This window comes from Streptomyces sp. NPDC058685 (assembly GCF_042714725.1).
GTDB lineage: Bacteria > Actinomycetota > Actinomycetes > Streptomycetales > Streptomycetaceae > Streptomyces.
Genome location: NZ_JBHXSL010000022.1, coordinates 34,449 through 57,065, shown reverse-complemented (window position 1 = coordinate 57,065; position 22,617 = coordinate 34,449). Strand labels below are relative to the sequence as shown.

Sequence of the window (22,617 nt, the reverse complement as noted above, 5' to 3'; positions counted from 1 at the left end):
ATCAGCGACTGCCGTCCTTGCCGGAGGATTCCTGCGGGTCCACGCCGGTGAAGGCAGAGGCGTCCTTCTCGCCGCTGGGGCGCTGGGACTTTCCCCTCCGGCCGGTGTCGTGCATGCCCTCGGACTTCTTGCCACGGTCCTCCCCGCTCGTGGTCGTGCTGTCCACGGGCGTGCCGGCCTCCGAAGCCCGCTTCTCCTCACTGGTGGACGCCCTGCGTGGCTTGTCGGCCTCGGGGGCGTACGTGTCGGGGTGGAAGGACCGGTGAGCGCTCGGGTTCGACTGCTGGGACTTCTCGTCCACATCGGGCGACCACCCGTGCTGCTTGTCCCCCTTGTGTCGGCTCGGCCCCTCGCCGTGCCGGGGCTGACTGGGCTTGTTCGCCATCGCGAGACCTCTCGTAGATGTCGTATGTCCCAGTATCCGCCTTCTTATGTATTTGGTTCCAGGGGTGCCGGTCATGGTCGTGTACGGCGCGGCCGCGCCTCCGGCGTACGGCTGGGCCCGTCCCCGCCGAGGTCATCCGGGTCCCGTGCGTGACCCGCGCGAACCCGGTTGAATGACGCACCGGTGAAGATCGAGAGCGGCGGGAGGGGGCGCGGTGGACTGGTGGACCCTGGTCGGGGGCCTGCTCGCAGGGCTGGCCATCGCCGCACTCACCGCGCCGGTCGGTGTGTCCGGGGCGGTGTTCCTCCTTCCCGTGCAGCTGAGCGTGTTCGCCGTGCCGAACCCCGCGGTCACCCCGACCAATCTGCTGTACAACGTCGTCGCCGGCCCCGGCGCCCTGTGGCGCCACCGCACCGTCGGCACCCTCGGCGGTCCGCTGACGCGTCGCCTGGTGCTGGGCACGCTGCCGGGCGTCGTCATCGGCGCCTGTATCCGGGTCTTCGCGCTCCCGGGGCCGACGGTCTTCCGCCTGCTCATCGCGTCCCTGCTGCTGCCGCTCGGGCTGTCCCTGTGCCTGCGCACGCTCCGGCCCGTGCGGCAGCGAACCGTCGACGAGCTGTCGGGTCCGGCGCTCACCGCGCTGGCCGTGACCGTCGGAACCGTCGGCGGGATCTACGGAATCGGCGGCGGGTCCCTGCTGGGGCCGATTCTGGTCACCCGGGGCGTACCCGTCGCGAAGGTCGCCCCGGCCACGCTCGCCGCGACCTTCGCCACCTCCGTGGTCGGCGCCGGCGCCTACGCACTGCTGTCCCTGGTCGGCTCCGGAGCCATCGCCCCCGACTGGTCCCTCGGCCTCGCCTGCGGCGCCGGCGGTCTCATCGGCGGATATGTCGGTGCCCTGCTCCAGCCGTACCTTCCGGAGTCGGCACTCCGCGTGATGCTCGGCCTGATGGCAGCGGCCCTCGGCATCCTCTACGCGGTACAGGTCCTGCGCTGAACGGCGGTCTTTCCCGACGGGGCGTGGAAGCTGCTCGAAGCGACCGACCGGCGGGCAGGTTCCGGGCGCCCGCCCGGGCGACGGGGCGCGCAACCCGTACGTCACACTGGTGACCCGTCACCGTACGACGCGAGGCGACCGATGGCTTTGCAGATGAGTGCCACCAACCCCGAGCACCCCGCCGTCCTGCTCGAACTGCCGTGGCACCTCCCGCTGGAGGAGTGGCCGGAGAAGTATCTGGTGCCGCTGCCGCGCGGCATCTCGCGGCACGTCGTGCGCTACGCCCGGGCAGGAGCCGAGGTGGTGGCCGTCAAGGAGTTGGCGGAACGCCCGGCGGCGAGGGAGTACGAACTGCTGCGCACCCTCGCCCGGCTCGGCATCCCCGCGGTCGATCCGCTCGCGGTGGTCACCGGCCGCAGCGGCACCGAGGGGGAGCCCCTGGAGCCGGTGCTGATCACCCGCCACCTCAACGGGTCTCTGCCGTACCGCTCCATGTTCGAGACCACCCTGCGCCCCACCACGGTCCACCGGCTCATGGACGCACTCGCCGTCCTGCTGGTCCGCCTGCATCTGGCGGGCTTCGCCTGGGGCGACTGCTCGCTGTCCAACACACTCTTCCGCCGGGACGCCGGTGCCTACGCCGCCTACCTCGTGGACGCGGAGACCGGCGAGCTGCACCGCCAACTCAGCCCAGGGCAGCGCGAGTACGACATCGACCTGGCCCGCGTGAACATCATCGGCGAGATGCTGGACCTGGAGGCCTCGGGTGCGCTGCATCCCTCGGTCGATCCCATCGCGTTCGGCACCGAGATCTGCCGCCGGTACCACGATCTGTGGACGGAGCTGACCCGCACCTCGGTCTATCCGGCCGGCAAGCACCACTACATCGACCGCCGGATCCGCCGGCTGAACGATCTCGGTTTCGACGTCGCCGAGATGCAGATCCAGCACTCCTCGAACGGCGACACGGTCACCTTCGTGCCGAAGGTCGTCGACGCCGGCCACCACCAGCGCCAACTGCTGCGCCTCACCGGCCTCGACACCGAGGAGAACCAGGCCCGGCGCCTGCTGAACGACCTGGAGAGCTGGATGGCGACCCAGGAGGACTACGCACCGGGCGACCCGCTCGGCGCCCGCGCGGAGGTACTGGCCCACCGCTGGGTCCGCGAGGTCTTCAGACCCACGGTACGAGCGGTCCCGCATCAGCTCAGGGGCGCCATGGACCCGGCCGAGGTCTACCACGGGCTGCTGGAACACCGCTGGTACCTGTGCGAACGCGCGCAGCACGACATAGGCCTGGAAGCGGTGGTGGAGGACTTCGTCACGCATGTGCTGCCCCTCGCGCCGGAGGTCGCGGACGGGAACGCCGCACCGTCGGTGACGGACACCGCCCCGCCATCGCCATGAGCGCGGGGCGGCGGGGTGATGCCGAGGGCCCGCGGCTGCTGCGGACGGTCCGCAGCGGCACGGGCTCCACGGGCACCTGGCTGCGCGGACGACCCGGAACAGCACCCGGACAGGGCCTGGGCCCGCACCCCGTGAAACGCATCCTCGTGGCCGGCATCAGCGGGGCCGGCAAGACCACCATGGCGCAGGCCGTCGCCGCACGGCTCCACCTGCCGTTCCACGAGATGGACTCGCTGAAGTACACCGGACCGGACTGGGCGACAGGCCCGGACTTCGTCGAGCAGGTGGCGGCGATCGCCGCGCGTCCGGGCTGGATCATCGACTCGCTCGGCTACCCGGAAGTGCGGGACCTGCTGTGGGAGCACGCGGACACCGTGATCTGGCTCGACTACACGAGAGCCGTCGTCATGCCCCGCGTCCTGCGCAGGTCGCTGCGCCGGACCCTCTTCCGCGAGCGGATCTTCGGCGGGAACGTGGAAACCGTCTCCGACTGGTTCCGCCGCGATCATCCGGCGTGGTGGGCCTGGTCGCAGCATGCCGCCCGGCGTGCGGAGATCGAACGGCGCAGCCGCGATCCCCGCTTCGCACCGCTGAACGTCCTGCGTTTCCCGTCCCCCCGGAGTGCGGAGGAGTGGCTGCGGCAGGTGTGACCTGCCGCTTCCGGACCGGAGGGCCGCCCAGCACTGTGACCGGCCGGTACCGCGAGCTGATCCGGCGGCCACCCGAAACACGTCGTCCGCGAGCCGATGAGTTTCCCGATCGCCGTCCGTCTACTTGTCCGAACGGCAGCCACCACGGCGGCCGCGGACGCGAGAGCGGAGTGACGGACATGGCACAGCAGGTCTACATCAACCTTCCGGTGAAGAACCTCGAGACGACGAAGGCTTTCTGGAGCAAGCTCGGGTTTTCCTTCAACGATCAGTTCAGTGACGAGCAGGGGGCCTGTCTGGTCATCAGCGACACCATCTACGCGATGCTCCTCACCGAGGCGCGCTACAAGGACTTCACCAAGAAGGCCGTCGCCGACGCCTCCACGACCAGCGAGGTCATCATCGCGTTGAGCGCGGAAAGCCGTGAGCGGGTGGACGAACTCACGGACAACGCGCTGGCCTCCGGCGGTTCGCCCGCGGGCGAGACTCAGGACCACGGGTTCATGTACGGCCGTTCCTTCCAGGACCCGGACCACCACAACTGGGAGGTCATCTGGATGGACATGTCCGCCGCCGGTGGCGACCAGGGCTGACCTCTCACCCGAGGACATGGCCCGGCTGTGCCGTCAGGATGTGTGCGTGGTCGACGGCCCGGTGAGGACGACTCCTCGCCGGGCCGACGCGCACCGCCGCACACCTCGCCGGGCCGTCACGCGTGACCGGCACCCCCCCGCACCCCGACCGGCGCCCCGCCGCCGACCCGGCCTCAGCCGCCGACCGTCCGCAGATACGCGGCGAGCGCCTCGATCGCCGCCGGGTTGCGCGGACTCTCCACGAGGTCCACGTAGTCGAGCACGAAGATCTTCCGGTTCTTGACCGCGGCGACATGCGCCAGCGGGGGATAGGACAGCAGGAACTTCCGCTTCGCCTCGGCGCTCGGCTGCGCGTAGTCGTTGATGACGATGACGTCCGGGTTCTTCTCGACCACCGTCTCCCAGCCGATCGTCGTCCATGAGTCCGCCAGGTCATGCGTGATGGACGTGCCGCCCGCCTTGGTGATGATCTCCTCGGGCGCCGCGAACCGGCCCGCCGTGAAGGGCTTGTCCTGGCCGCTGTCGTAGAGGAAGACCGTGGGCCGCTCGGCACCGCCGGGGACCTTGTCCGCGACGGCGGCGATGCGCTTCCTGAAGTCGGCGATCAGCTTCGCGGCCCGGTCCTCCACGCCGAAGAGCTTTCCGAGATTGGTGAGGTCGGTGTAGAGGGCCTGGAGCGGCGGCATGATGCCGCGTGCCTTCTCGTTGCCGTTGCGGCAGGACTCGGTGAGTACGTACGAGTCGACACCGACCTTGCGCAACGAGTCCGGGGTGATGCCGTCGCCCTCGCTGAAGCCGTAGTTCCAGCCCGCGAAGACCATGTCGGCACGGGCGTCGAGTACCACCTCGCGCGTGATCGCCTTCTTGGAGAGCCACGGCACCCTGTCGTAACCGGCACGCCAGGGAACTCCGTTCAGGTCGCCCTTGTCGTCCGGCATCACATAGCCGGCCATGCGGTCCTCCAGACCCAGGGCGAACATGATCTCGGTGATGCCGACGTCGTTCGTCACCACGCGCCGGGGCACCTTGTCGAAGGTCACCTTCCGTCCGCAGTTCTCGATGGTCACCGGCCCGCCGTCGCCCTTCGCGTCGGAGGGCTCGGACTTCTTCGCGCCGCAGCCTGTCAGCGTCAGGGCGAGGACGGCGGCGAAGGCGGCGCAACGGCGGCTGGACACGGCGAACATGAGGGCTTCCTATTCGGGGAGGGCGGGTTCGGGGCGTGCGGGTTCGGGGCGTGCGGCTTCTGGGAGCCCCGCGACGGGAATCGGGGTCTGCGTCGGCAGCCGGTCGAACAGCAGCCGCAGGGCGCCGGTCTCCGGGTGGCGTACGCGGTGGGCGCGCACCCCGAAGACGTCGGCGAGCAGTTCGGCGGCGAGCACCTCGTCGGGCGGGCCCGAGGCGATGACGGAGCCCTGGGAGATCACGTACAGCAGATCGCAGTACTCCGCCGCGAGATTGAGGTCGTGCAGCGCGGTCAGTACGGTCACCGCACCGTCGGAGCCCGGCGGCCGCCAGTCGCGCACCAGCGCCAGCAGGTCCAACTGGTGGGCTATGTCGAGGTGGTTGGTCGGCTCGTCGAGCACCAGTACCCGTGGGGACTGCGCGAAGGCACGGGCCATCAGTACCCGTTGCCGTTCACCGCCGGAGAGGGTGAGAAAGGTCCGGTCCGCCAGATGCCCCGCACCGGCCCGGTCGAGCGCCTCGGAGCACACGGCGATGTCCCTCGCCGACGGCCGGCCCAGCGCGGAGGCCCGCTGATGGGGGAGCCGCCCCATGGCGACCACCTCGGCGACCGTGAAGTCGAACTCCGGTGCCGAGTCCTGGGGGAGGGCCGCGACACCGCGTGCGGCGGCCCGCGCGTCCATCGTGTGCAGGTCCTCGCCGTCGAGACGCACCACGCCGTCCGCGGGCCGCAGCGCCCGGTAGACACAGCGCAACAGGGTCGACTTGCCACTGCCGTTGGGGCCCACGAGGCCGACCATCCGACCCGCGGCGACCCCCAGATCGATGTCCCGCAGCAGGCGGGCACCACCGATGTCGACCGACAGGTTGTCGATGTCGATCCGCAAGTCATCGCCCCCCGAAGGCATAGCCACGACGGCGCATCAGCACCAGGAACAGGGGCACGCCGACCACCGCGGTGATCACACCCACCGGGAGTTCGGCGGGCGCGAGCAGCAGACGGGACAGGATGTCCACCCACACCAGCAGCACCGCCCCCATCAGCGGCGCGACGGCCAGCACACGTCGGTGGTCGGCGCCGACCAGCATCCGGACGAGGTGCGGAACCATCAGACCGACGAAGCCGATCGCACCGCTCACCGCGACCACGGCGGCTGTGACTCCGGCGGTGACGACGAACAGCTCGCGGCGCAGCCGCTCCGGGTTCACCCCCAGCGCGGACGCGGTCTCGTCGCCCATCGCGAGCGCGTTGAGCCGGCCCGAGGACAGAGCGAGGTGGGCCAGCCCCGCGGCCACCGTCGCCGCCGCGATCGGCAGTGCGTTCCACGACGCGCCGCTCAGACTGCCCAGCAGCCACATCAGGGCGGACCGGGCCGCCTCACCGCGTTCCGCGCCGAACACCATCAGGGTGGTGACGGCCGAGAAGCCGTACGACATGGCGGTCCCGGTGAGGATGAGCCGCAGCGGGGTCATACCGTGCGCGCTGCGGGCCACCGCGTAGACCAGGGTCATGGCCGCGAGGGCGGAGGCGAAGGCCGAGACGGACAGCGCCCAGATCCCCAGTGCCGCGAAGGTGCCGAACAGGATCACGGCGTTGGCGCCCACGGCCGCGCCGTAGGAGATGCCGAGGACGAAGGGGTCGGCCAGCGCGTTGCGCACCATGGCCTGGACGGCGACGCCCGTCGTCGCGAGACCTGCCCCGACGACGGCCGCGAGCAGCGTGCGGGGGAAACGGATCTCCCAGACGATGCTGTAGGCAGCCGTCTCGTCCGCCCGCAGGGTCCCGCCGGTCAGCCCGGCCCACAGCAGGCGCAGGACCTCACCCCAGGTCAGATCAGAGGCCCCCAGCGCCACTCCGCACACGAGGGACAGCAGCAGGGCGGCCGCGAGACCGACGGCGAGGGGAGCGGCAGGTGTCCGGCGGGGTGGACCGGCCCCCGGAGACTTCACGGGCGTGGCGGTGGCTGCGGACACGCGCGGTCCTTCGGATCGGGCCGCGGGCATACCTGAGCAAGGGCGGCCCGCACGGCACGAGGCGCGCGGTTTCCCTCTCGCAGTCCGCGGCGAGCAGTGGGGAGTTCCGTACGTTCCGTGGGTAACCGGGCTTGCACGTCACCCTGGTTCACCGGGCGACGTACTTACCGTTGCGGGTCAGCGCCGGACTCTCACCGGACTTCCCCCACGGGACGCCTGCGCAGCGTAGCAAGGGGCTGCGGAAGGGCCGCAACAGGGCGACCGGCCCGCGTACGGCCCCGCGCTACGAGGTCGACGCGGGGGCAGGGGCGGCGTCCTGCACCGGTGTGCGCTCCGCCAGCCGGTGCAGTTCGGCGGTGAACTGGGCGCCGGCCAGCAGCGCCAGGTTCGACACCCACAGCCAGATCAGGAAGACGACGATGCCGGCCAGCGAGCCGTACAGCCTGCTGTAGGTGCCGAACCCGGAGACGTACGCCGCGAATCCGGCGGACGCGGTGAGCCAGAGCAGGCCGGCGAGCACACCACCGGGCAGGGCGTGCCGCAGACAGCGCGCCGACGTCGGTCCCGTTCGGAAGAGGACCATCACCAGGACCGCGACGAGGGCGACGAGGACCGGCCACTTCAGCAGACTCCAGGCCGCCGCGCCGCCCTCGCCGATGCCCGCCCACCGGCCGAGCATGGCCGCCAGCGGGCCGCTGGTCACCAGGACGACCGCGCTGACGACCAGCAGGGCCAGCACGGTGATCGCGGTCAGCACGATCCGGTAGGCCGTACGCAGGGCCGGCCGGGTGTCCTCGGTGCCGTGGAGAGCATGCAGCGCCCGCCGGAAGACGGCCACATAACTGGACGCGGACCACAGGGCGCTGACACCGCCCGCTGCCACGAGGGTGAGCGCGGCGGACCGTTCCGCGGCCATTCCGCGCAGCGCCTCCTGGAGCGAGGTCCCCGCCTCGGCGGGCGCCCACGCCGTGACATGGGCGATCAGCGTCTCGGTGGTGGCGTCGCTGACCAGCCCGATGACGGAGACGGAGACCAGGAGGGCGGGCAGCAGAGCGAGAATCGCGTAGTAGGTGAGCGCCGCCGCCCAGTCGGACACGTCGTCGTTCCACATCGACACCGGCGTACGGCGCAGGGCCACTCGCCGCTGCGACCAGGCGGTGTGGGCGCGAGGGATCGCGCAGGGCTCCGCCGGGGCCGCGGCCGCGGCGGCGGAAGCGGCCGGCCTGAGGTCGAGGCCGATGCCGTCGGGGGCGGGGACGCGCCGTGTCATGGCGTTGCCTCTCAGGGGGTGCGTGGTGCCGGGGAGCGGCTGTGATCATGTCATCCGAGGTCAGAGCCCGGTCCGAGGACCGGGCCCTCACCTCCGTGTGCCCCCGCCACGGCAATGTCCTCGTCACAGAGGTGACGGCATTCGGGGAGTTCAGTGGATACGGTGCACCCGGGGGCACCGGCCGCGCGGATCCGCCGCGCGGTCGCGGAACGTCCGCACACTCCTCGGGACCGTTCCTCGTGCCGCGTCACGCGGTCGTCGGGCGTGTCCATGGACAGACGAGGTGAGCACGTGGCCATGGCGGAGATGACGGGCTTCGACCGGCAGGTGGTCCGCGCGCCTGTCGTCCGCGCGGGCCGCCGTCCGACGCGGAAGGCGGTCGTACGGCGATGACCCAGAACCCTCCCACTCCTCACGAGCAGGCCGGCCACGGCACGGAAGAGACGCGAGACGTCGATCTCCTGCCGTGCGGCCGCGACCTGTTCCGCATCATCGAACAGGGGCAGGCCGAGCAGCCCGATCCGCACGTCCGCTCCTGCCCGTACTGCACGGCCGTGCTGAGCGAAGCCTCCCTGCTGAACGACGTCGTACGCCGGGCCGGGGACGGCGGTTCCGTCGACGCCGGCGCCGGGTCCGACGCCGGCGCCGACGGGGACTCGGCCCGGATCGCACGGGTCATGGACGTGGTGCGCCTGGAGCTGAGCCCCGGCAGAAACCTCCCGCTCGGCGGGAGCGACGAGGACACGTGGATCACCGAGGCGGCCACCGTCCGGACCTTCCGGGCCGCGGCCGCGTCACTCACCGGTGTCCGCGCCGGCGACTGCGTCGTCCGCGCGCTCGAAGCGGCGGACCCGGAGACGGCCAGATGGCCGCGCGGCCCGGTCCACGTGCGGCTGGACGCCGTCGTGGGGCGAACGTGGCACCTTCCGGACGTCGCCGCACGCATCCGGGAGCGCATCACCTCGGCGGCCGACACGGAACTGGGCATGGACGTCGCAGTCATCGACGTACGGATCGCCGACATCCTCGACCCCGAGGACGGCGACGAAGGGGGAGACCGATGACGGACAGCAAGCCGTCCGCGCAACTGGCGGACGCCATCACCACCGCGGTCCTGAGCACCCGGGGCGTGGCGTTCCTGCGCCCCGGGCTCACCGACCTCCTGATCGCCTCGTCCGGCTCCGGATGGGGCAGCCCCGCCGGCGGCACGACCGGAGCCGGCCGCGGAGTGCGCGTCGTGCGCCAGCAGGAGTCCGAGGCCTGGACCGTCGAGGTCACCATCGTCCTGCGGCGCGGCCATCGTGCGCTGGACGTCACCCGGGCGGTGCGGGCGGCCGTCGAGGAGACGGTCCGCCCCGCGCGCGGCCCGTCGGTGCCGGTGCATGTGACGGTGACGGTCAGCGGAGTGGTCTGAGCCGGGCGCGCGCGGTGGTCTGAGCCGGGCGCGCGTGGTGCTCTGCGTGCCTCCGGCCCTGACCCCGCTGTCCGTGGACCGGCCCCGCCTCCTACGCCGGGTACGGCAGCAGCCCCGCCTCCTACGCCGGGTACGGCAGCAGCCCCGCGTCCGTCCGCTCCCAGGCCGTCTTCAGCTCGCGCAGCAACTCCGGCCGCAGCGCGGCCTTGTCGGCCTGTTCGCGTACGTCCGAGGCCAGATGAAAGAGCTGGTCCTGGCCGCTGCGGCCGCGGTAGTACTTCCACTCCCCGCGCCGCAGGGCCCGCTCGCCGCGCACCCGCCAGAACAACTCCCGTTTCGCGGCGGGCTCTTCGCCCCGCTGGAGATACCCGGCCAGGCTCGTGCCGTCGAGCGGGTACGCGCGGTGCGGCCGGGCGCCGCCCAGTTCCAGCAGGGTCGCGGTCCAGTCCGGTGTGAACACGGGCAGCCGGCTGACCTGACCACCGTCGACCGCCGCCGGCCAGCGCAGTACGGTCGGCACCCGGATGCCGCCCTCCTGCAACGACGCCTTGTTGCCGCTCAGGGGCCAGTTGTAGGAGAATCGCTCACCGCCGTTGTCGCTGGCGAAGACGACCAGGGTGTCCCGCTCCTGCCCCGATCTGCGGAGCGCGGCGAGCACCTGCCCCGCCGACCGGTCCAGGTCCTCGACCATCTCCGTGTACTTCTCGATGGACCCGCCGTCCGCATGCCACAGCGCCCGCCCGTCACCCGCCTTGATCCGGCGGACGATCTCGGCGCTCTCCCTTGTGTCCCCGTCCGCGATCCAGGGCCAGTGCGGGGTGGTGAAGTTGAGGTTGAGCAGCCACGGCCTGTCGTGGTCGCGCTGTACGTACTCGCTCGCGCGCTCGGTCAGGATGCGGGTGTAGTACCGCAGGTCCCGGTACTCGGCATCGCCCTCGTAGAGGTCGTACTCACCGCCGAGCCCGAGCTTCGAGTAGTACTCCAGAGCTCCGCCGAAGTTCCCGAAGAACTCGTCCCAGCCGGACCTGGTGGGCGAGTAGTCCGGCAGATAGCCGCAGTGCCACTTGCCGATCAACGCCGTCGCGTAACCGGCGTCCCCGAGCAGCGAGGCGAGGGTGGGATGGGTCGGTTCGAGCCCGACGGATCTGTCCGCGATGGGCTCCGCCAGGCCGCCCGTGGTGCGGCCCGGATAGCGGCCCGTGTAGAGGGAGAACCGGGTCGGCGAGCAGGTCGCGGACCCGGAGTAGGCGTCGGTGAAACGCACACCCTGACGGGCGAGCCGGTCGAGATGCGGCGTCCTGATGTGCGGGGACCCGTACGAGGACAGGTCGGCCCAGCCGAGGTCGTCGCCCAGGACGAAGAGGATGTTGGGCCTGCGCGCAGGGCGACGCGGGGCGGCTGTGAAAGGCCGTTCGGCGGCCTGTGCCTCACCCGCGGTCACCCCCACGGCGGCGGCCGCGCCGGCGCCGATGACCCCGCCGAAGGTACGACGGGACAGCTTGGATTCACGTGAAGCCATGACGTCTCCTGACAAAGAGACCTGCCCGTTTCGGATCACCACGCAGCTGCGGACAGGGTCCTCGGGCGTGGGAGGGCAGGGTGAAGGAAGGGGCGGCCGCGGTGGCCCGTCGGGCGGACCGGGAGTTCAGCGCTCGGAGCCGCAGGGCTCAGACGCACCTCAGACGCAACAGATGGCGCTCGCTACACGGACCAGGTCGACGTGGCGGCGCTCCACGAGCGTGACCGTGCGGTCACCGAGGGGCTGCATGATCGGGGAGCCTGTCCCACACCCCGCTCGCCTGTCAACGCCTGTCCGCGGGCCGGAACACCGCGACCCGCCGGGAGCGCCGAAACAGGAAGACACCGATCCGCGGGACGGCGGTGCGGATTCGTGTTTCGGGGAAGGCGGGTGAAGGATGAGCCATATGGACGTGCGGAGCAGGAATCATGTCAGGGCGACCGGCCGCGAAGACGGTCCGGTCGTGGTGCTTTCGCACGGCTTCGGATGCGACCAGAACATGTGGCGCCTCGTGGTGCCCCATCTGGAGCGCGACTTCAGGGTCGTGCTGTTCGACCACGTGGGGGCCGGCCGGTCGGATCTGTCGGCGTGGGACGCGGAGCGCTATTCGACGCTGGACGGATACGCCGATGACGTGTTGGCGGTGTGCCGCGATCTGGCATCCGGGCCGGTGACCTTCGTCGGGCATTCGGTGAGCGCCATGGTCGGTGTTCTGGCCGCCGCCCGGGAACCGGAGGCCTTCGAGCGGCTCGTCCTGCTGACCCCCTCGCCCCGCTACATCGACGACGGTGACTACCGGGGAGGATTCAGCGCGGCGGACATCGACGAGCTGCTGGAGTCCCTGGACAGCAACTATCTCGGCTGGTCGGCGACGATGGCGCCGGTCATCATGGGCAACCCGGACCGGCCCGAGCTGGGGGACGAGCTGACCAACAGCTTCTGCCGCACGGACCCGGACATCGCGCGGGTCTTCGCACGGACGACGTTCCTGTCCGACAACCGGGCGGATCTCGCGAAGGTCACGGTCCCGACGCTGGTGGCCCAGTGCTCGAACGACGCGATCGCCCCGCCGGAGGTGGGTGCGTACGTCCACGGCCAGATTCCCGGCAGCGAGCTGGTCACGCTGGAGGCCACGGGACACTGCCCGCAGCTGAGCGCACCGGAGGCGACCGCCGCGGCGATCGCGGCCTTCGCCGGTGCGCATCGATGATGTGCGACACGAGCGACGGCGGCGGGCCCGGACCGTGCCCGGATGCCGAGCAGCCGGGCGACGACGAGGCACGCTTCTCCGCTCTGCTGGAGGACAGCGCCGAGGACCTGTACGAGAACGCCCCCTGCGGCTACCTCTCGACGCTCCTCGACGGGCAGATCGCCAAGGTCAACGCCACGCTCCTCGACTGGCTGGGATACCGCCGCGAGGACCTGGTGGGCCGCAGGCGTTTCGCCGACCTGCTCACTGTCGGCGGCCGGCTCTACCACGAGACGCACTTCGCCCCGCTGCTGCAGATGCAGGGAGAGATCAACGGCATCGCTCTGGAACTACGGCGGGCCGACGGGGGCCGGCTGCCGGTGCTGGTCACCTCGACGGTCAGGACCGACAGCGACGGTCGGCCGCTGCTGATCCGCACCACGCTGTTCGACGCGCGGGACCGCAGGGCGTACGAGACCGAGCTGCTGCGCGCCCGCCGGGAGGCCGACACGGAACGTGAGCGCCTCCAGAAGCTCGCCACCACCCTCCAGCAGACGCTGCTGCCCCCCGCTCTGGCGCCTGTACCCGGCCTGGATGTGGCCGCGCACTACCACATCGCCTCCATCGATCAGGTGGGCGGCGACTTCTACGACCTGTTCCCGCTGGCCGCCGGGACATGGGGCCTGTTCCTGGGCGATGTGTGCGGCAAGGGAACGGCGGCCGCGGCCGTGACGTCCCTGGCGCGCTACACGCTGCGCGCCGCAGCGGTGTACGACCCTGCCCCCACCGCGGTGATCAGCAATCTGAACACCGTGCTGAACCACGAGTACCAGGGGCACGACCCACGATTCTGCACGGTCATCTTCGGTGTGCTGACCCCCGACGCCGACGGCTTTCGCGTCACGCTGGCCAGCGGCGGGCACCCGCCTGCCCTGCTTCTGCGGGCCGATGGCACCGCCGACTACCTGCACACCCCGGGAGGACAGCTCGTCGGCGTCCTGCCCGACGCCCACGTCGCCACGGTCGCCGTGCGTCTCGACCCCGGCGACACGCTGATCCTCTACTCCGACGGTCTGACCGAGGCCCATGTCCACGCGTCCGCGGAACGCTGGGGTGACGACGCACTCCTCGCTTTCGCCCGTGGCCTCGCACCCACGACCGCTTCGGCCGCCGTCACCGCCCTGAGCGAACTGCTCGAATCCTTCGGCGCCGGCGTGGACGACGACACCGCCGTCCTCGCCATCAGCGTGCCCCACCGTCCAGTGAAGAGCCACCGTGAGTGAACTGAGCGTCACCACCCGCCCCGGACCGAACGGCCCGGTCGTCGTGCTGGCGGGTGAACTGGACCACGACACCGCCTCCGAGGTCCGAACCCTGCTGTCCGGACTGGAACTTCGCCCGGCCACGCAGCTCGTCGTCGACCTGACCGAGCTGAGCTTCTGCGATTCGAGCGGGATCACCGTCCTCCTCGCCGCCCGCAACCATGTCCTGGCCGCACAGGCAGGCATGGCGTTGTCAGCGGTCCCCGAAGGCGTCCAGCGCGTCTTCCGCATCCTCGGCCTGGATCAGGTCTTCGTCACGTACCCGACCGTGGAGGATGCGGTCGCCGCCTGGCCGCAGCAAACCGAATGAGGGAGAGCACACCGATGCACGGCCCTTCCGATCCGATACAGCGAGAGCGGACACCTGTGATCACCGAACCCGTACCGGATCTCCAACTTCAGCTGCTGATCCGCCTCCTGGGCCAGGATCCCCGGATGAGTCTGCCCATCACGCTGAACGTCCCCGGCGCTGTCATCCACGGTGACCTGATCGCTCACGAGGCGTGGAAGGCGGACTGGGCGCAGAGTCTGCGACGTATGGAAGGGCCCGGCGCCCAACTCCTCGCCTCCTTCCCCGAATCGGTGGACCAGGCCCTGGACGAAATGGCCGGCGACGACGGCCATCAGGGCCTTCCGCAATGGATCCATCTCCGGGACACCACCTGTTTCACGGGTACCCCCCATCCCGTGGCCTCCGCCTTGTGGCGGGGACGGCTGGCGGATGTCGCCGGCTGGTCACTCGGCAAACCGGCATGACCCGGGTCCAGCTCGCGACAAAAAGCGTATGACAAAGAGAAGGGGGCCGACCGGAAAATCTCCGGTCGGCCCCCTTTTCACGGGGTGCATGTCGTTCAGGCGAGGGGACGGCCGTAATAGCCGCCGATCTCGTCGTGGTAACCCGCGTCACCGATGTGCTTGTCCTTGTCGAACTCGGGAGCGTCCTTGATCTGCTCCTTGGTCCGGTCGACGTAGACCTTCTCCTCGGCGGCATCGACGCGGACGACGGTGCCGGCCGGCAGAAGGACATGCTTGCCGAAGATCCAGACGCCCGTGTCGACGACCAGGTAGGCCGCACCCACGTCGTCGGAGTGCTTGTCGACCTTGCCGATGTGGCCGTCCGTCGCCTCGACCTTGAATCCCACCAGGCTGTGGCCCGGGGTGTATCCGGTCGTCGGCTGGTAGCCCCAGATGTTCTCACTCATGAATGTCTCCTTCGTCGATCGGTCGCTGAATTCTTCGCCGCCGCCCGGAAATTGACGGCGCGTCGTCAAAGGCAACAATGGGGGAGTCGTGCTTGTCGGCCTCCGAGCCACCGAGTGCCCCGTCCCATTCCCGTCACACACGTCATCGAAAACGGGGCCGGAAATGCACGCAGGCGCCCACCCCTCGCGGGTGGGCGCCTGCGCCTTCGCGTACTGCTCGGCTCAGCACATCTTGTAGTCGACCTTGGTGGAGTTGTAGGCACAGGTGTCGACGGTCGCCCCGGTGGACCTCTTGAGGGTCGCCGTGTCCCGGTCGTTGTTCCACACGTAGGCCGCCCGGCCCTGGTACCGGTTGGTCGCGGTGTTGGTGCCCTTGCCGGTGCGGATGGTCACCGTCTTGCCCTTGCCGAGGGTGTAGGCGCCGAAGACGTACCGGTGGTTGGCCGCGTCCACGAGCGTCCAGCCGCTGAGGCTGACGGCCGCGGCGGTGGTGTTGCGGATCTGCACCCACTCGTTGGTGAGGCTGGTGTTGGTGCGGGTGTCCGAGCCGGGACTGTCGTAGTAGATCTTGTACAGATGCACCGAGCCGGGCGCCGCCTGGGACGGTGACGGCATCAGGACGAGGCCACCGAGGCACGCCGCGACAGCGGCAGCGGCGATGGAACGGGTGTGGAGCATGGGCGTCCTCAGATCAAGGCCGGGCACCCCCCAAATCGGGCCCGGCGAGAACGCCCAGGTTAGGTCCAACCACCACGGGGCGGGCGGTATTCGGGAATTCGTGAGATATCGCTTATATGTGCGATACGGGGGCGGTGTGCGCAGCGTCCCGGGCAGTGGCGGCGTTCCCGCCGCGACGGGCGGCTCAGTTCATCCGGTGGTCGAGGTTGATCGCCGAGCTGATGAGGGCGAGGTGCGTGAACGCCTGGGGGAAGTTGCCCAGATGCTCGCCCGTCAGCCCGATCTGCTCCGCGTACAGGCCCACATGGTTGGCGTAGGTGAACATCTTCTCGAGTGCGAGCCTGGCCCGCTCCACCTCGCCCATACGCACCAGCGCCTCGACCCACCAGAACGAGCAGATGGAGAAGGTCCCCTCGCTCCCGTCCAGTCCGTCCGGCGCCTCTTCCGGGTTGTAGCGGAACACCAGGCTGTCCACCACCAGCCGGCGCTCGATGGCCTCGACGGTCGACCGGAACCGGGGATCGGTCGGGGAGAGGAACTTGACCATCGGCATGAGCAGCAGGGACGCGTCCATGATCGTCTTCGGGGGGCCGTCGTCGTCGGAGAGACGCTGGACGAACGTGCGCTCCTCGGGGTGCCAGCCGCGCGTCATGATCTGGTCGTAGATCTCGTCGCGGGCCCGCAGCCAGCTGACCAGGTCCCCGGGCAGCCCTCGCTGGCGGGCCATTCTGACCATGCGCTCGACCGCGACCCAGCACATGAGCCGTGAGTAGGTGTGGTTCTGCTGGCCGCCCCGCGTCTCCCAGATGCTCTCGTCGGTGCCGTCCCAGTTCTTCAGCAGCCAGTCGAGGATGCCGCACAGATCGGTCCAGCTGTCGTGCGAGATGCCGGCGCCGTACTTGTTGAACAGATAGATCGAGTCGATCAGCTCGCCGTAGATGTCCAGTTGGCACTGACCGCTCGCTCCGTTGCCGATGCGCACCGGATGCGATCCCCGGTACCCCTCCAGGTGGTCGAGCGTCTCCTCGGGGAGGATCGCGTCGCCGTCGATCGAGTACATGACGCGCAGCGGCCCGGCGGCTCCGTTCGTCGCGTTGCGCAGGCGCGCGGCGAGCCAGTCGATGAACTCCTGCGCCTCCTGCGTGAATCCGAGGCGCACCATCGCGTAGAGGGAGAACGCGGCATCCCGGATCCAGACGTATCGATAGTCCCAGTTGCGCTGGCCGCCGAGCTGTTCGGGCAGTCCGAGGGTGGGTGCGGCGATGATCGCGCCCGTCGGCTCATGGGTCATCAGTTTCAGCGTCAGGGCCGATCGGTGGACCATCTCCCGCCAGCGTCCGGTGTACGTCGACTGCTTCAGCCAGGTGCGCCAGTACGTCACCGTCGCATCGAAGAGTTCGTCTGCGGCAGTCGGTTCCACCGGCTCCGGCGTCGTGCCGTCCTCGTCGTCGGCCGTTTCCAGGATGAACAGCGCCGTCTCGCCCTCGCGGAGGACGAACCGGGCGTGGGCGTCGGTCTCGTCGAGCTCCAGGTCGACGGTGGCCCGCACCGAGAGGCTGATCTCCCGGCCCGTGAACCGCACGCCCTGGCGGGTCCGCTCGGTGCGGGGCATTTCGCGTCCGTAGTCCAGTCGCGGTGCGATCCGCACGGACATGGTCATATGACCTCGCACATTGACCACCCGCCGCACGAGGCGCTGCCGGTGGTCAGGGTCCTTCTCCCGCAGGATGGGCATGAAGTCCTGGATCTCGACGATGCCGTGCTCGGTGAGCATCCGCGTGAGGAGGATGTTCGTGTCGGGAAAGTAGAACTGGTGGTGGGTGACGCCGGCGCACACCGGCCGGATCTCCCAGTAGCCGCCACGCCGAGCGTCGAGAAGCGAGCCGAAGACGCTGGGGGAGTCGAACCGCGGGGCGCAGAACCAGTCGATCCGTCCGTCGGTGCCGACCAGGGCCGCTGTGCGCAGATCGCCGATCAGCCCGTGCTCGGCGATCGGCAGGTACCCGTGCGGGTCGCTGTCTGTGGGCTCCTGTGCTCGCGCTGTGGTCATTTCCCGGCACCTCGCCACCCCGGTGACTCGTCCTGCCCAGTCTCACTCACCGGTGCCGTCGGCGCACTCCGGTCACGATCCGGTATCGGTCGACGGTCCCGCTCTTGCTTTTCGGCCGTGTAATCGATTCCAATCGGCCGTGTAATCGTTTCCATGGATCACTGCCATGGAGCGAGGCGCACGGAACCCACAAGGAGGTGGACCGTCGATGGCGAGCATCAAGGATGTCGCGGCCGAGGCCGGAGTCTCGGTTGCCACGGTCTCGCGCGTCCTCAACAGCCATCCCTCCGTCAGCCCCGGGGCGAGGGCCCGCGTCCTCGCCGCCGTCGACGCGCTCGGTTACCGGCCGAACGCCGTGGCCCGGTCCCTGCGCACCGATCAGACCCGCACCCTCGGCCTCGTGATCAGTGATGTGCTCAATCCGTACTTCACCGAGCTGGCCCGCTTCGTCGAGGAGGAGGCCCGCGCGCTCGGCTACAGCGTGATCATCGGCAACGCCGACGAGCGGCCCGAGCTCCAGGACCACCATGTACGGACCCTGCTCGACCGCCGCATCGACGGCCTGCTCGTCTCGCCCGCGGACGGACGGTCCCCGCTGACGCTGGACGCGGCACGCGGCGGCACCCCGATGGTCTTCGTCGACCGCTGGATTCCGGGCGTCGACGTGCCCGTCGTGCGCTCCGACGGCCGGCAGGCCATCCGGGACCTCGTCGGGCATCTGCACAGGCTCGGCCACCGCAGACTCGCCATCATCGCGGGGCCCGCGGCCACCACCACCGGACGCGAGCGCGTCGACGCCTTCCGCGACGCGCTGCGCGAACACGGGCTCCCGCTGATCGACGCGTACATCGGGCAGGGCGACTTCCAGGCCGAGAGCGGCCGCCGCGCCACGGAAGCTTTCCTGGCGCTCACCGAGCCTCCCGACGTGGTCTTCGCCGCCGACAACCTCATGGCACTCGGAGCGCTGGACGCCATCCGCGGACACGGCCTTCGCGTACCGCGGGACATCGGGCTCGCCGCCTTCGACGACATCCCGTGGTTCCCGCACACCGATCCACCGATCACGGCGATCTCCCAGCCCACCGCCGAGCTCGCCAGAGCCGCCGTCCGGGCGCTGGCCGACGTGATCGAGGGGAGACCCCCGAGCTCCGTCAGCCTCCCCGCGCGTCTCGTCGTACGCCGCTCCTGCGGTGAAGGCGGCGCGCATGCCGAAGACCCCGAGATCCCGGAAGTCCCCGGAGTCCCCGACCACCCCGCGAGCCAGAGGAGCAACTTGTGAGCCACCCCGACGAGTTGCTGCGCATCGAAGGACTGCGCAAGACGTTCCCCGGCGTCGTCGCCCTCGACGCCGTCGACTTCGACCTGCGCCGCGGTGAGGTGCACGTCCTGCTCGGTGAGAACGGAGCCGGCAAGAGCACCCTCATCAAGATGCTCTCCGGCGCCTACCGCCCCGACAGCGGACGCATCCTCGCCGACGGGCGCGAGGTCCGCATCCACAGCACCCAGGACGCCGAACGGCTGGGGATCGCGACCATCTACCAGGAGTTCAACCTGGTCCCCGATCTCACGGTCGCCGAGAACATCTTCCTCGGCCGTCAGCCGCGGCGGTTCGGGATGATCGACCGCCACCGTATGGAGACGGACGCGGCCGCGCTGCTGGACCGCGTCGGCCTGCGGGTCTCCCCGGGCGCCCTCGTCCGCGAACTGGGCATCGCCCGGCTCCAGATGGTCGAGATCGCCAAGGCGCTCAGTCTCGACGCACGCGTCCTGATCATGGACGAGCCGACCGCCGTCCTCACCACCGAGGAAGTGGACCAGCTCTTCCGCATCGTGCGGCAGTTGCGTGAGGACGGCGTGGGCATCGTCTTCATCACCCACCACCTCGAGGAGATCGCGGCACTCGGCGACCGGGTGACCGTCCTGCGGGACGGCCGCAGTGTCGACGAGGTCCCCGCGTCGACACCCGAGGCCGAACTCGTACGGCTGATGGTGGGCCGGAGCATCGACCAGCAGTATCCCCGGCAGCGCCCCGAGGTGGGCGAGCCGCTGCTCTCGGTGCGCGGGCTCACCCGGGGCGGCGTCTTCCACGACGTCAGCTTCGAGGTGCGGGCCGGTGAGGTCGTCGGCCTCGCCGGGCTCGTCGGCGCCGGCCGCACCGAGATCGCCCGGGCCGTCTTCGGCGCCGACCCCTACGACACGGGCACCGTCGACGTGCGCGGCGAACAGCTCCGCGGACACGACGTGAACGCCGCCATGCGGGCCGGCATCGGCCTCGTCCCCGAGGACCGCAAGGGCCAGGGACTGGTGCTCGACGCCACGGTGCAGGAGAACCTGGGCCTGGTCACCCTGCGCTCGGCCACCCGCGCCGGACTCGTCGATCTCAAGGCCCAGCGCGTCGCGGCCGCCCGGATCGCCGAGCAGCTGGGCGTACGGATGGCGGGCCTCGGCCAGCACGTCCGCACCCTGTCCGGCGGCAACCAGCAGAAGGTCGTCATCGGCAAATGGCTCCTCGCCGACACCAGAGTGCTGATCCTCGACGAGCCGACGCGCGGAGTCGACGTCGGCGCGAAGGTCGAGATCTACCAGCTCATCAACGAGCTGACGGCCTCCGGTCACGCGGTGCTGATGATCTCCAGCGACCTGCCCGAGGTCCTCGGCATGAGCGACCGGGTGCTCGTCATGGCACAGGGCCGTATCGCCGGTGAACTCACCGCGCACGAAGCCACCCAGGACGCGGTGATGGCGCTCGCCGTCAGCGCACCACCCACGACAACCCCCGCACAGAACGACGCAGTGAACGAGGAGGGCCCCCGTGGCCAGTGACACGCTCAAGAACGACACGGGCAAGAGCGGCGCCTCCGCCTCGACCCTGCGCCGCATCCTGCTCGACAACGGCGCCCTGACCGCGCTGGTGGTCCTGGTGGTGGCGATGTCGCTGCTCTCCGGCGACTTCCTGACCACCCAGAACCTCCTCAACGTCGGCGTCCAGGCCGCCGTCACCGCGATCCTCGCGTTCGGCGTCACCTTCGTCATCGTCTCGGCGGGCATCGACCTGTCGGTCGGATCGGTGGCCGCGCTCAGTGCCACGGTCCTCGCCTGGATCGCGACGTCCGAGGGACTACCGGTCTGGCTCGCGGTCCTGCTCGCGATCGGCACGGGCCTGGCCTGTGGTCTCGTCAACGGCGCCCTCATCTCGTACGGCAAACTGCCGCCCTTCATCGCCACGTTGGCCATGCTGTCGATCGGCCGCGGACTGTCGCTGGTCATCTCCCAGGGCAGCCCGATCGCCTTCCCCGACTCCATCTCCGTGCTCGGCGACACGCTCGGCGGCTGGCTGCCGGTCCCGGTCATCGTGATGATCGGCATGGGCCTGATCACCGCACTGATCCTCGGCCGCACCTACATCGGCCGCTCGATGTACGCCATCGGCGGCAACGAAGAGGCGGCCCGCCTGTCGGGCCTGCGCGTCAAGCGTCAGAAGCTCGTCATCTACGCCCTGTCCGGCCTGTTCGCGGCCGTCGCCGGCATCGTGCTCGCCTCCCGGCTCGTCTCCGCGCAGCCGCAGGCCGCGCAGGGCTACGAACTCGACGCGATCGCCGCGGTCGTCATCGGCGGCGCCAGCCTGGCCGGCGGAGTCGGCAAGGCGTCCGGCACGCTCATCGGCGCGCTCATCCTCGCCGTGCTGCGCAACGGTCTCAACCTGCTCTCCGTCTCCGCCTTCTGGCAGCAGGTCGTCATCGGTGTCGTCATCGCCCTGGCCGTCCTGCTCGACACCCTGCGCCGGCGCACCGGAACCACGGCGGCCGCCGCGGGCGCTCCCGGTACCGGAGGTCCGGGAAACGGGAAACGCGGTGCGCTGAAGCTCGGCGTGGCCGCCGTGTGCGTCGCGGCCGTCGTCGGTGGTGTGTCCCTGCTCAACCCCGGCGGCTCCGGGACCACCACGAAGATCGGGATGTCGCTCTCCACGCTCAACAACCCGTTCTTCGTGCAGATGAAGGACGGCGCGCAGGCGGAGGCCAAGGCCGCGGGTATCGACATCACGGTCACCGACGCCCAGAACGATGCTTCGCAACAGGCCAACCAGCTCCAGAACTTCACCAGTTCCGGCGTGAAGTCCGTCATCGTGAACCCCGTCGACTCGGACGCGGTCGGCCCGGCGGTCCGGACCGCCAACAAGGCGGGCATCCCGGTGATCGCCGCCGACCGCGGTGTCAACAAGGCCGAGACCGCGACCCTCGTGGCCTCCGACAACATCGCCGGCGGCAAGCTCGCGGCGAAGACGCTCGCCGACAGGCTCGGCGGCAAGGGCACGATCGTCGTTCTCCAGGGCACGGCCGGCACCTCCGCGAGCCGGGAACGCGGCGCGGGCTTCGCCGAGGGCCTCAAGGCCTACCCGGGCATCAAGGTCGTCGCGAAGCAGCCCGCGGACTTCGACCGCACCAAGGGTCTGGACGTCATGACCAACCTCCTCCAGGCCAACCCCGGTATCAACGGCGTCTTCGCCGAGAACGACGAGATGGCGCTCGGCGCGGTCAAGGCGCTCGGCGCCAAGGCAGGAAAGTCCGTCTCCGTGGTGGGCTTCGACGGAACTCCCGACGGCCTCAAGGCGGTTCAGGCGGGCACGCTCTACGCCTCGGTCGCCCAGCAGCCCAAGGAGCTCGGGAAGATCGCCGTCCAGAACGCGGTGAAGGCCGCACAGGGCAAGGAAGTGAGCAGCACGGTGAAGGTGCCCGTGAAGGTCGTCACCAAGGCGAACGTCGCCGACTTCTCCTGAGCCGCGGTCGG

At 70.2% G+C, this 22,617-nt stretch carries 23 protein-coding genes and 1 riboswitch; of the genes, 13 read left to right on the top strand and 10 right to left on the bottom strand.

Translation table 11 applies throughout. The annotated features are described in order from the left end of the window. Position 1: 1 nt before the first annotated feature. Complete coding sequence (locus ACFWU3_RS19530; RefSeq protein ID WP_384438761.1) at positions 2 to 385, bottom strand: hypothetical protein; 384 nt, start codon at positions 383 to 385, stop codon at positions 2 to 4. Positions 386 to 599: 214 nt separating this feature from the next. Between ACFWU3_RS19530 and ACFWU3_RS19525 the strand changes: the two genes are divergently transcribed. The 4 genes from ACFWU3_RS19525 (at position 600) to ACFWU3_RS19510 (ending at position 4,032) form a co-directional block, all read left to right on the top strand. Beyond that, a complete protein-coding gene (locus tag ACFWU3_RS19525) occupies positions 600 to 1,382 on the top strand; it encodes a sulfite exporter TauE/SafE family protein (RefSeq protein ID WP_384438758.1) in 783 nt (260 codons plus the stop codon). A 141-nt stretch (positions 1,383 to 1,523) separates the two neighbouring features. Beyond that, entirely contained in the window at positions 1,524 to 2,789 is a 1,266-nt protein-coding gene (locus tag ACFWU3_RS19520; protein ID WP_384438755.1) for a DUF4032 domain-containing protein, read from the top strand. Then, complete coding sequence (locus ACFWU3_RS19515; protein WP_384438752.1) at positions 2,786 to 3,439, top strand: AAA family ATPase; 654 nt, start codon at positions 2,786 to 2,788, stop codon at positions 3,437 to 3,439. Before ACFWU3_RS19520 ends, ACFWU3_RS19515 begins: the two co-directional genes overlap by 4 nt. 179 nt (positions 3,440 to 3,618) lie before the next feature. Then, the gene (locus tag ACFWU3_RS19510; protein ID WP_327677266.1) at positions 3,619 to 4,032 is read left to right on the top strand and encodes a VOC family protein; all 414 of its coding nucleotides are present in this window, start codon (positions 3,619 to 3,621) and stop codon (positions 4,030 to 4,032) included. 173 nt (positions 4,033 to 4,205) lie between these two features. Here ACFWU3_RS19510 and ACFWU3_RS19505 read toward each other — a convergent pair whose 3' ends face one another. From ACFWU3_RS19505 to ACFWU3_RS19490, 4 genes are all read right to left on the bottom strand, one after another. After that, positions 4,206 to 5,216 (bottom strand): ABC transporter substrate-binding protein, encoded by a 1,011-nt coding sequence (locus ACFWU3_RS19505; RefSeq protein WP_384438749.1) that lies wholly within the window; start codon positions 5,214 to 5,216, stop codon positions 4,206 to 4,208. Between the two features lie 9 nt (positions 5,217 to 5,225). Further along, on the bottom strand, positions 5,226 to 6,101 hold the full coding sequence (locus tag ACFWU3_RS19500) for an ABC transporter ATP-binding protein (RefSeq protein WP_384438746.1): 876 nt from the start codon (positions 6,099 to 6,101) through the stop codon (positions 5,226 to 5,228). A 1-nt stretch (position 6,102) separates the two neighbouring features. Next, the gene (locus tag ACFWU3_RS19495) at positions 6,103 to 7,218 is read right to left on the bottom strand and encodes a FecCD family ABC transporter permease (protein ID WP_384438743.1); all 1,116 of its coding nucleotides are present in this window, start codon (positions 7,216 to 7,218) and stop codon (positions 6,103 to 6,105) included. An 89-nt stretch (positions 7,219 to 7,307) separates the two neighbouring features. Next, positions 7,308 to 7,394: riboswitch (cobalamin riboswitch) on the bottom strand. Positions 7,395 to 7,471: 77 nt separating this feature from the next. Continuing rightward, positions 7,472 to 8,458 carry a YihY/virulence factor BrkB family protein gene (locus tag ACFWU3_RS19490; RefSeq protein ID WP_384438740.1) on the bottom strand — a complete coding sequence of 329 codons (987 nt, stop codon included), beginning with the start codon at positions 8,456 to 8,458 and terminating at the stop codon, positions 7,472 to 7,474. A gap of 389 nt (positions 8,459 to 8,847) precedes the next feature. Between ACFWU3_RS19490 and ACFWU3_RS19485 the strand changes: the two genes are divergently transcribed. Next, entirely contained in the window at positions 8,848 to 9,522 is a 675-nt protein-coding gene (locus tag ACFWU3_RS19485) for a hypothetical protein (RefSeq protein WP_384438738.1), read from the top strand. Further along, the gene (locus ACFWU3_RS19480) at positions 9,519 to 9,872 is read left to right on the top strand and encodes an Asp23/Gls24 family envelope stress response protein (protein WP_384438735.1); all 354 of its coding nucleotides are present in this window, start codon (positions 9,519 to 9,521) and stop codon (positions 9,870 to 9,872) included. The genes ACFWU3_RS19485 and ACFWU3_RS19480 overlap by 4 nt, the downstream gene beginning before the upstream one ends. A 121-nt stretch (positions 9,873 to 9,993) precedes the next feature. Here the strand turns inward: ACFWU3_RS19480 and ACFWU3_RS19475 are convergent, their stop codons facing one another. Both ACFWU3_RS19475 and ACFWU3_RS19470 read right to left on the bottom strand, forming a co-directional pair. Beyond that, entirely contained in the window at positions 9,994 to 11,391 is a 1,398-nt protein-coding gene (locus ACFWU3_RS19475) for a sulfatase-like hydrolase/transferase (protein ID WP_384438732.1), read from the bottom strand. Positions 11,392 to 11,550: 159 nt separating this feature from the next. After that, positions 11,551 to 11,640, bottom strand: coding sequence for a putative leader peptide (locus ACFWU3_RS19470; RefSeq protein ID WP_384438729.1), 90 nt, complete (start codon positions 11,638 to 11,640; stop codon positions 11,551 to 11,553). 157 nt (positions 11,641 to 11,797) lie between these two features. Here ACFWU3_RS19470 and ACFWU3_RS19465 point away from each other — a divergent pair, with 157 nt between their 5' ends. The 4 genes from ACFWU3_RS19465 to ACFWU3_RS19450 are packed head-to-tail and all read left to right on the top strand — an operon-like array spanning position 11,798 to position 14,658. Next, positions 11,798 to 12,601, top strand: a complete 804-nt coding sequence (locus ACFWU3_RS19465; protein WP_384438726.1) for an alpha/beta fold hydrolase — start codon at positions 11,798 to 11,800, stop codon at positions 12,599 to 12,601. Next, positions 12,601 to 13,863 (top strand): PP2C family protein-serine/threonine phosphatase, encoded by a 1,263-nt coding sequence (locus ACFWU3_RS19460; protein WP_384438723.1) that lies wholly within the window; start codon positions 12,601 to 12,603, stop codon positions 13,861 to 13,863. Before ACFWU3_RS19465 ends, ACFWU3_RS19460 begins: the two co-directional genes overlap by 1 nt. Then, positions 13,856 to 14,212 (top strand): STAS domain-containing protein, encoded by a 357-nt coding sequence (locus ACFWU3_RS19455; RefSeq protein ID WP_384438720.1) that lies wholly within the window; start codon positions 13,856 to 13,858, stop codon positions 14,210 to 14,212. The genes ACFWU3_RS19460 and ACFWU3_RS19455 overlap by 8 nt, the downstream gene beginning before the upstream one ends. Before the next feature lie 14 nt (positions 14,213 to 14,226). Then, the gene (locus ACFWU3_RS19450; protein ID WP_384438717.1) at positions 14,227 to 14,658 is read left to right on the top strand and encodes a hypothetical protein; all 432 of its coding nucleotides are present in this window, start codon (positions 14,227 to 14,229) and stop codon (positions 14,656 to 14,658) included. Positions 14,659 to 14,753: 95 nt separating this feature from the next. Here the strand turns inward: ACFWU3_RS19450 and ACFWU3_RS19445 are convergent, their stop codons facing one another. From ACFWU3_RS19445 to ACFWU3_RS19435, 3 genes are all read right to left on the bottom strand, one after another. Further along, positions 14,754 to 15,104: a PRC-barrel domain-containing protein gene (locus ACFWU3_RS19445; RefSeq protein ID WP_384438714.1), complete on the bottom strand. Its 351-nt coding sequence runs from the start codon at positions 15,102 to 15,104 to the stop codon at positions 14,754 to 14,756. A gap of 222 nt (positions 15,105 to 15,326) precedes the next feature. Further along, positions 15,327 to 15,782, bottom strand: coding sequence for a lamin tail domain-containing protein (locus ACFWU3_RS19440; protein WP_384438711.1), 456 nt, complete (start codon positions 15,780 to 15,782; stop codon positions 15,327 to 15,329). Positions 15,783 to 15,966: 184 nt separating this feature from the next. Then, positions 15,967 to 17,832 (bottom strand): glycoside hydrolase family 15 protein, encoded by a 1,866-nt coding sequence (locus ACFWU3_RS19435; RefSeq protein ID WP_384438708.1) that lies wholly within the window; start codon positions 17,830 to 17,832, stop codon positions 15,967 to 15,969. Between the two features lie 208 nt (positions 17,833 to 18,040). Here ACFWU3_RS19435 and ACFWU3_RS19430 point away from each other — a divergent pair, with 208 nt between their 5' ends. Genes ACFWU3_RS19430 through ACFWU3_RS19420 form a run of 3 tightly spaced genes read left to right on the top strand, consistent with a single transcriptional unit; the run spans position 18,041 to position 22,606 of the window. After that, a complete protein-coding gene (locus ACFWU3_RS19430) occupies positions 18,041 to 19,111 on the top strand; it encodes a LacI family DNA-binding transcriptional regulator (RefSeq protein ID WP_384438705.1) in 1,071 nt (356 codons plus the stop codon). After that, complete coding sequence (locus ACFWU3_RS19425; protein ID WP_384438702.1) at positions 19,108 to 20,655, top strand: sugar ABC transporter ATP-binding protein; 1,548 nt, start codon at positions 19,108 to 19,110, stop codon at positions 20,653 to 20,655. The genes ACFWU3_RS19430 and ACFWU3_RS19425 overlap by 4 nt, the downstream gene beginning before the upstream one ends. Next, the gene (locus tag ACFWU3_RS19420) at positions 20,645 to 22,606 is read left to right on the top strand and encodes a substrate-binding domain-containing protein (RefSeq protein ID WP_384438699.1); all 1,962 of its coding nucleotides are present in this window, start codon (positions 20,645 to 20,647) and stop codon (positions 22,604 to 22,606) included. The genes ACFWU3_RS19425 and ACFWU3_RS19420 overlap by 11 nt, the downstream gene beginning before the upstream one ends. Positions 22,607 to 22,617: the final 11 nt, after the last annotated feature.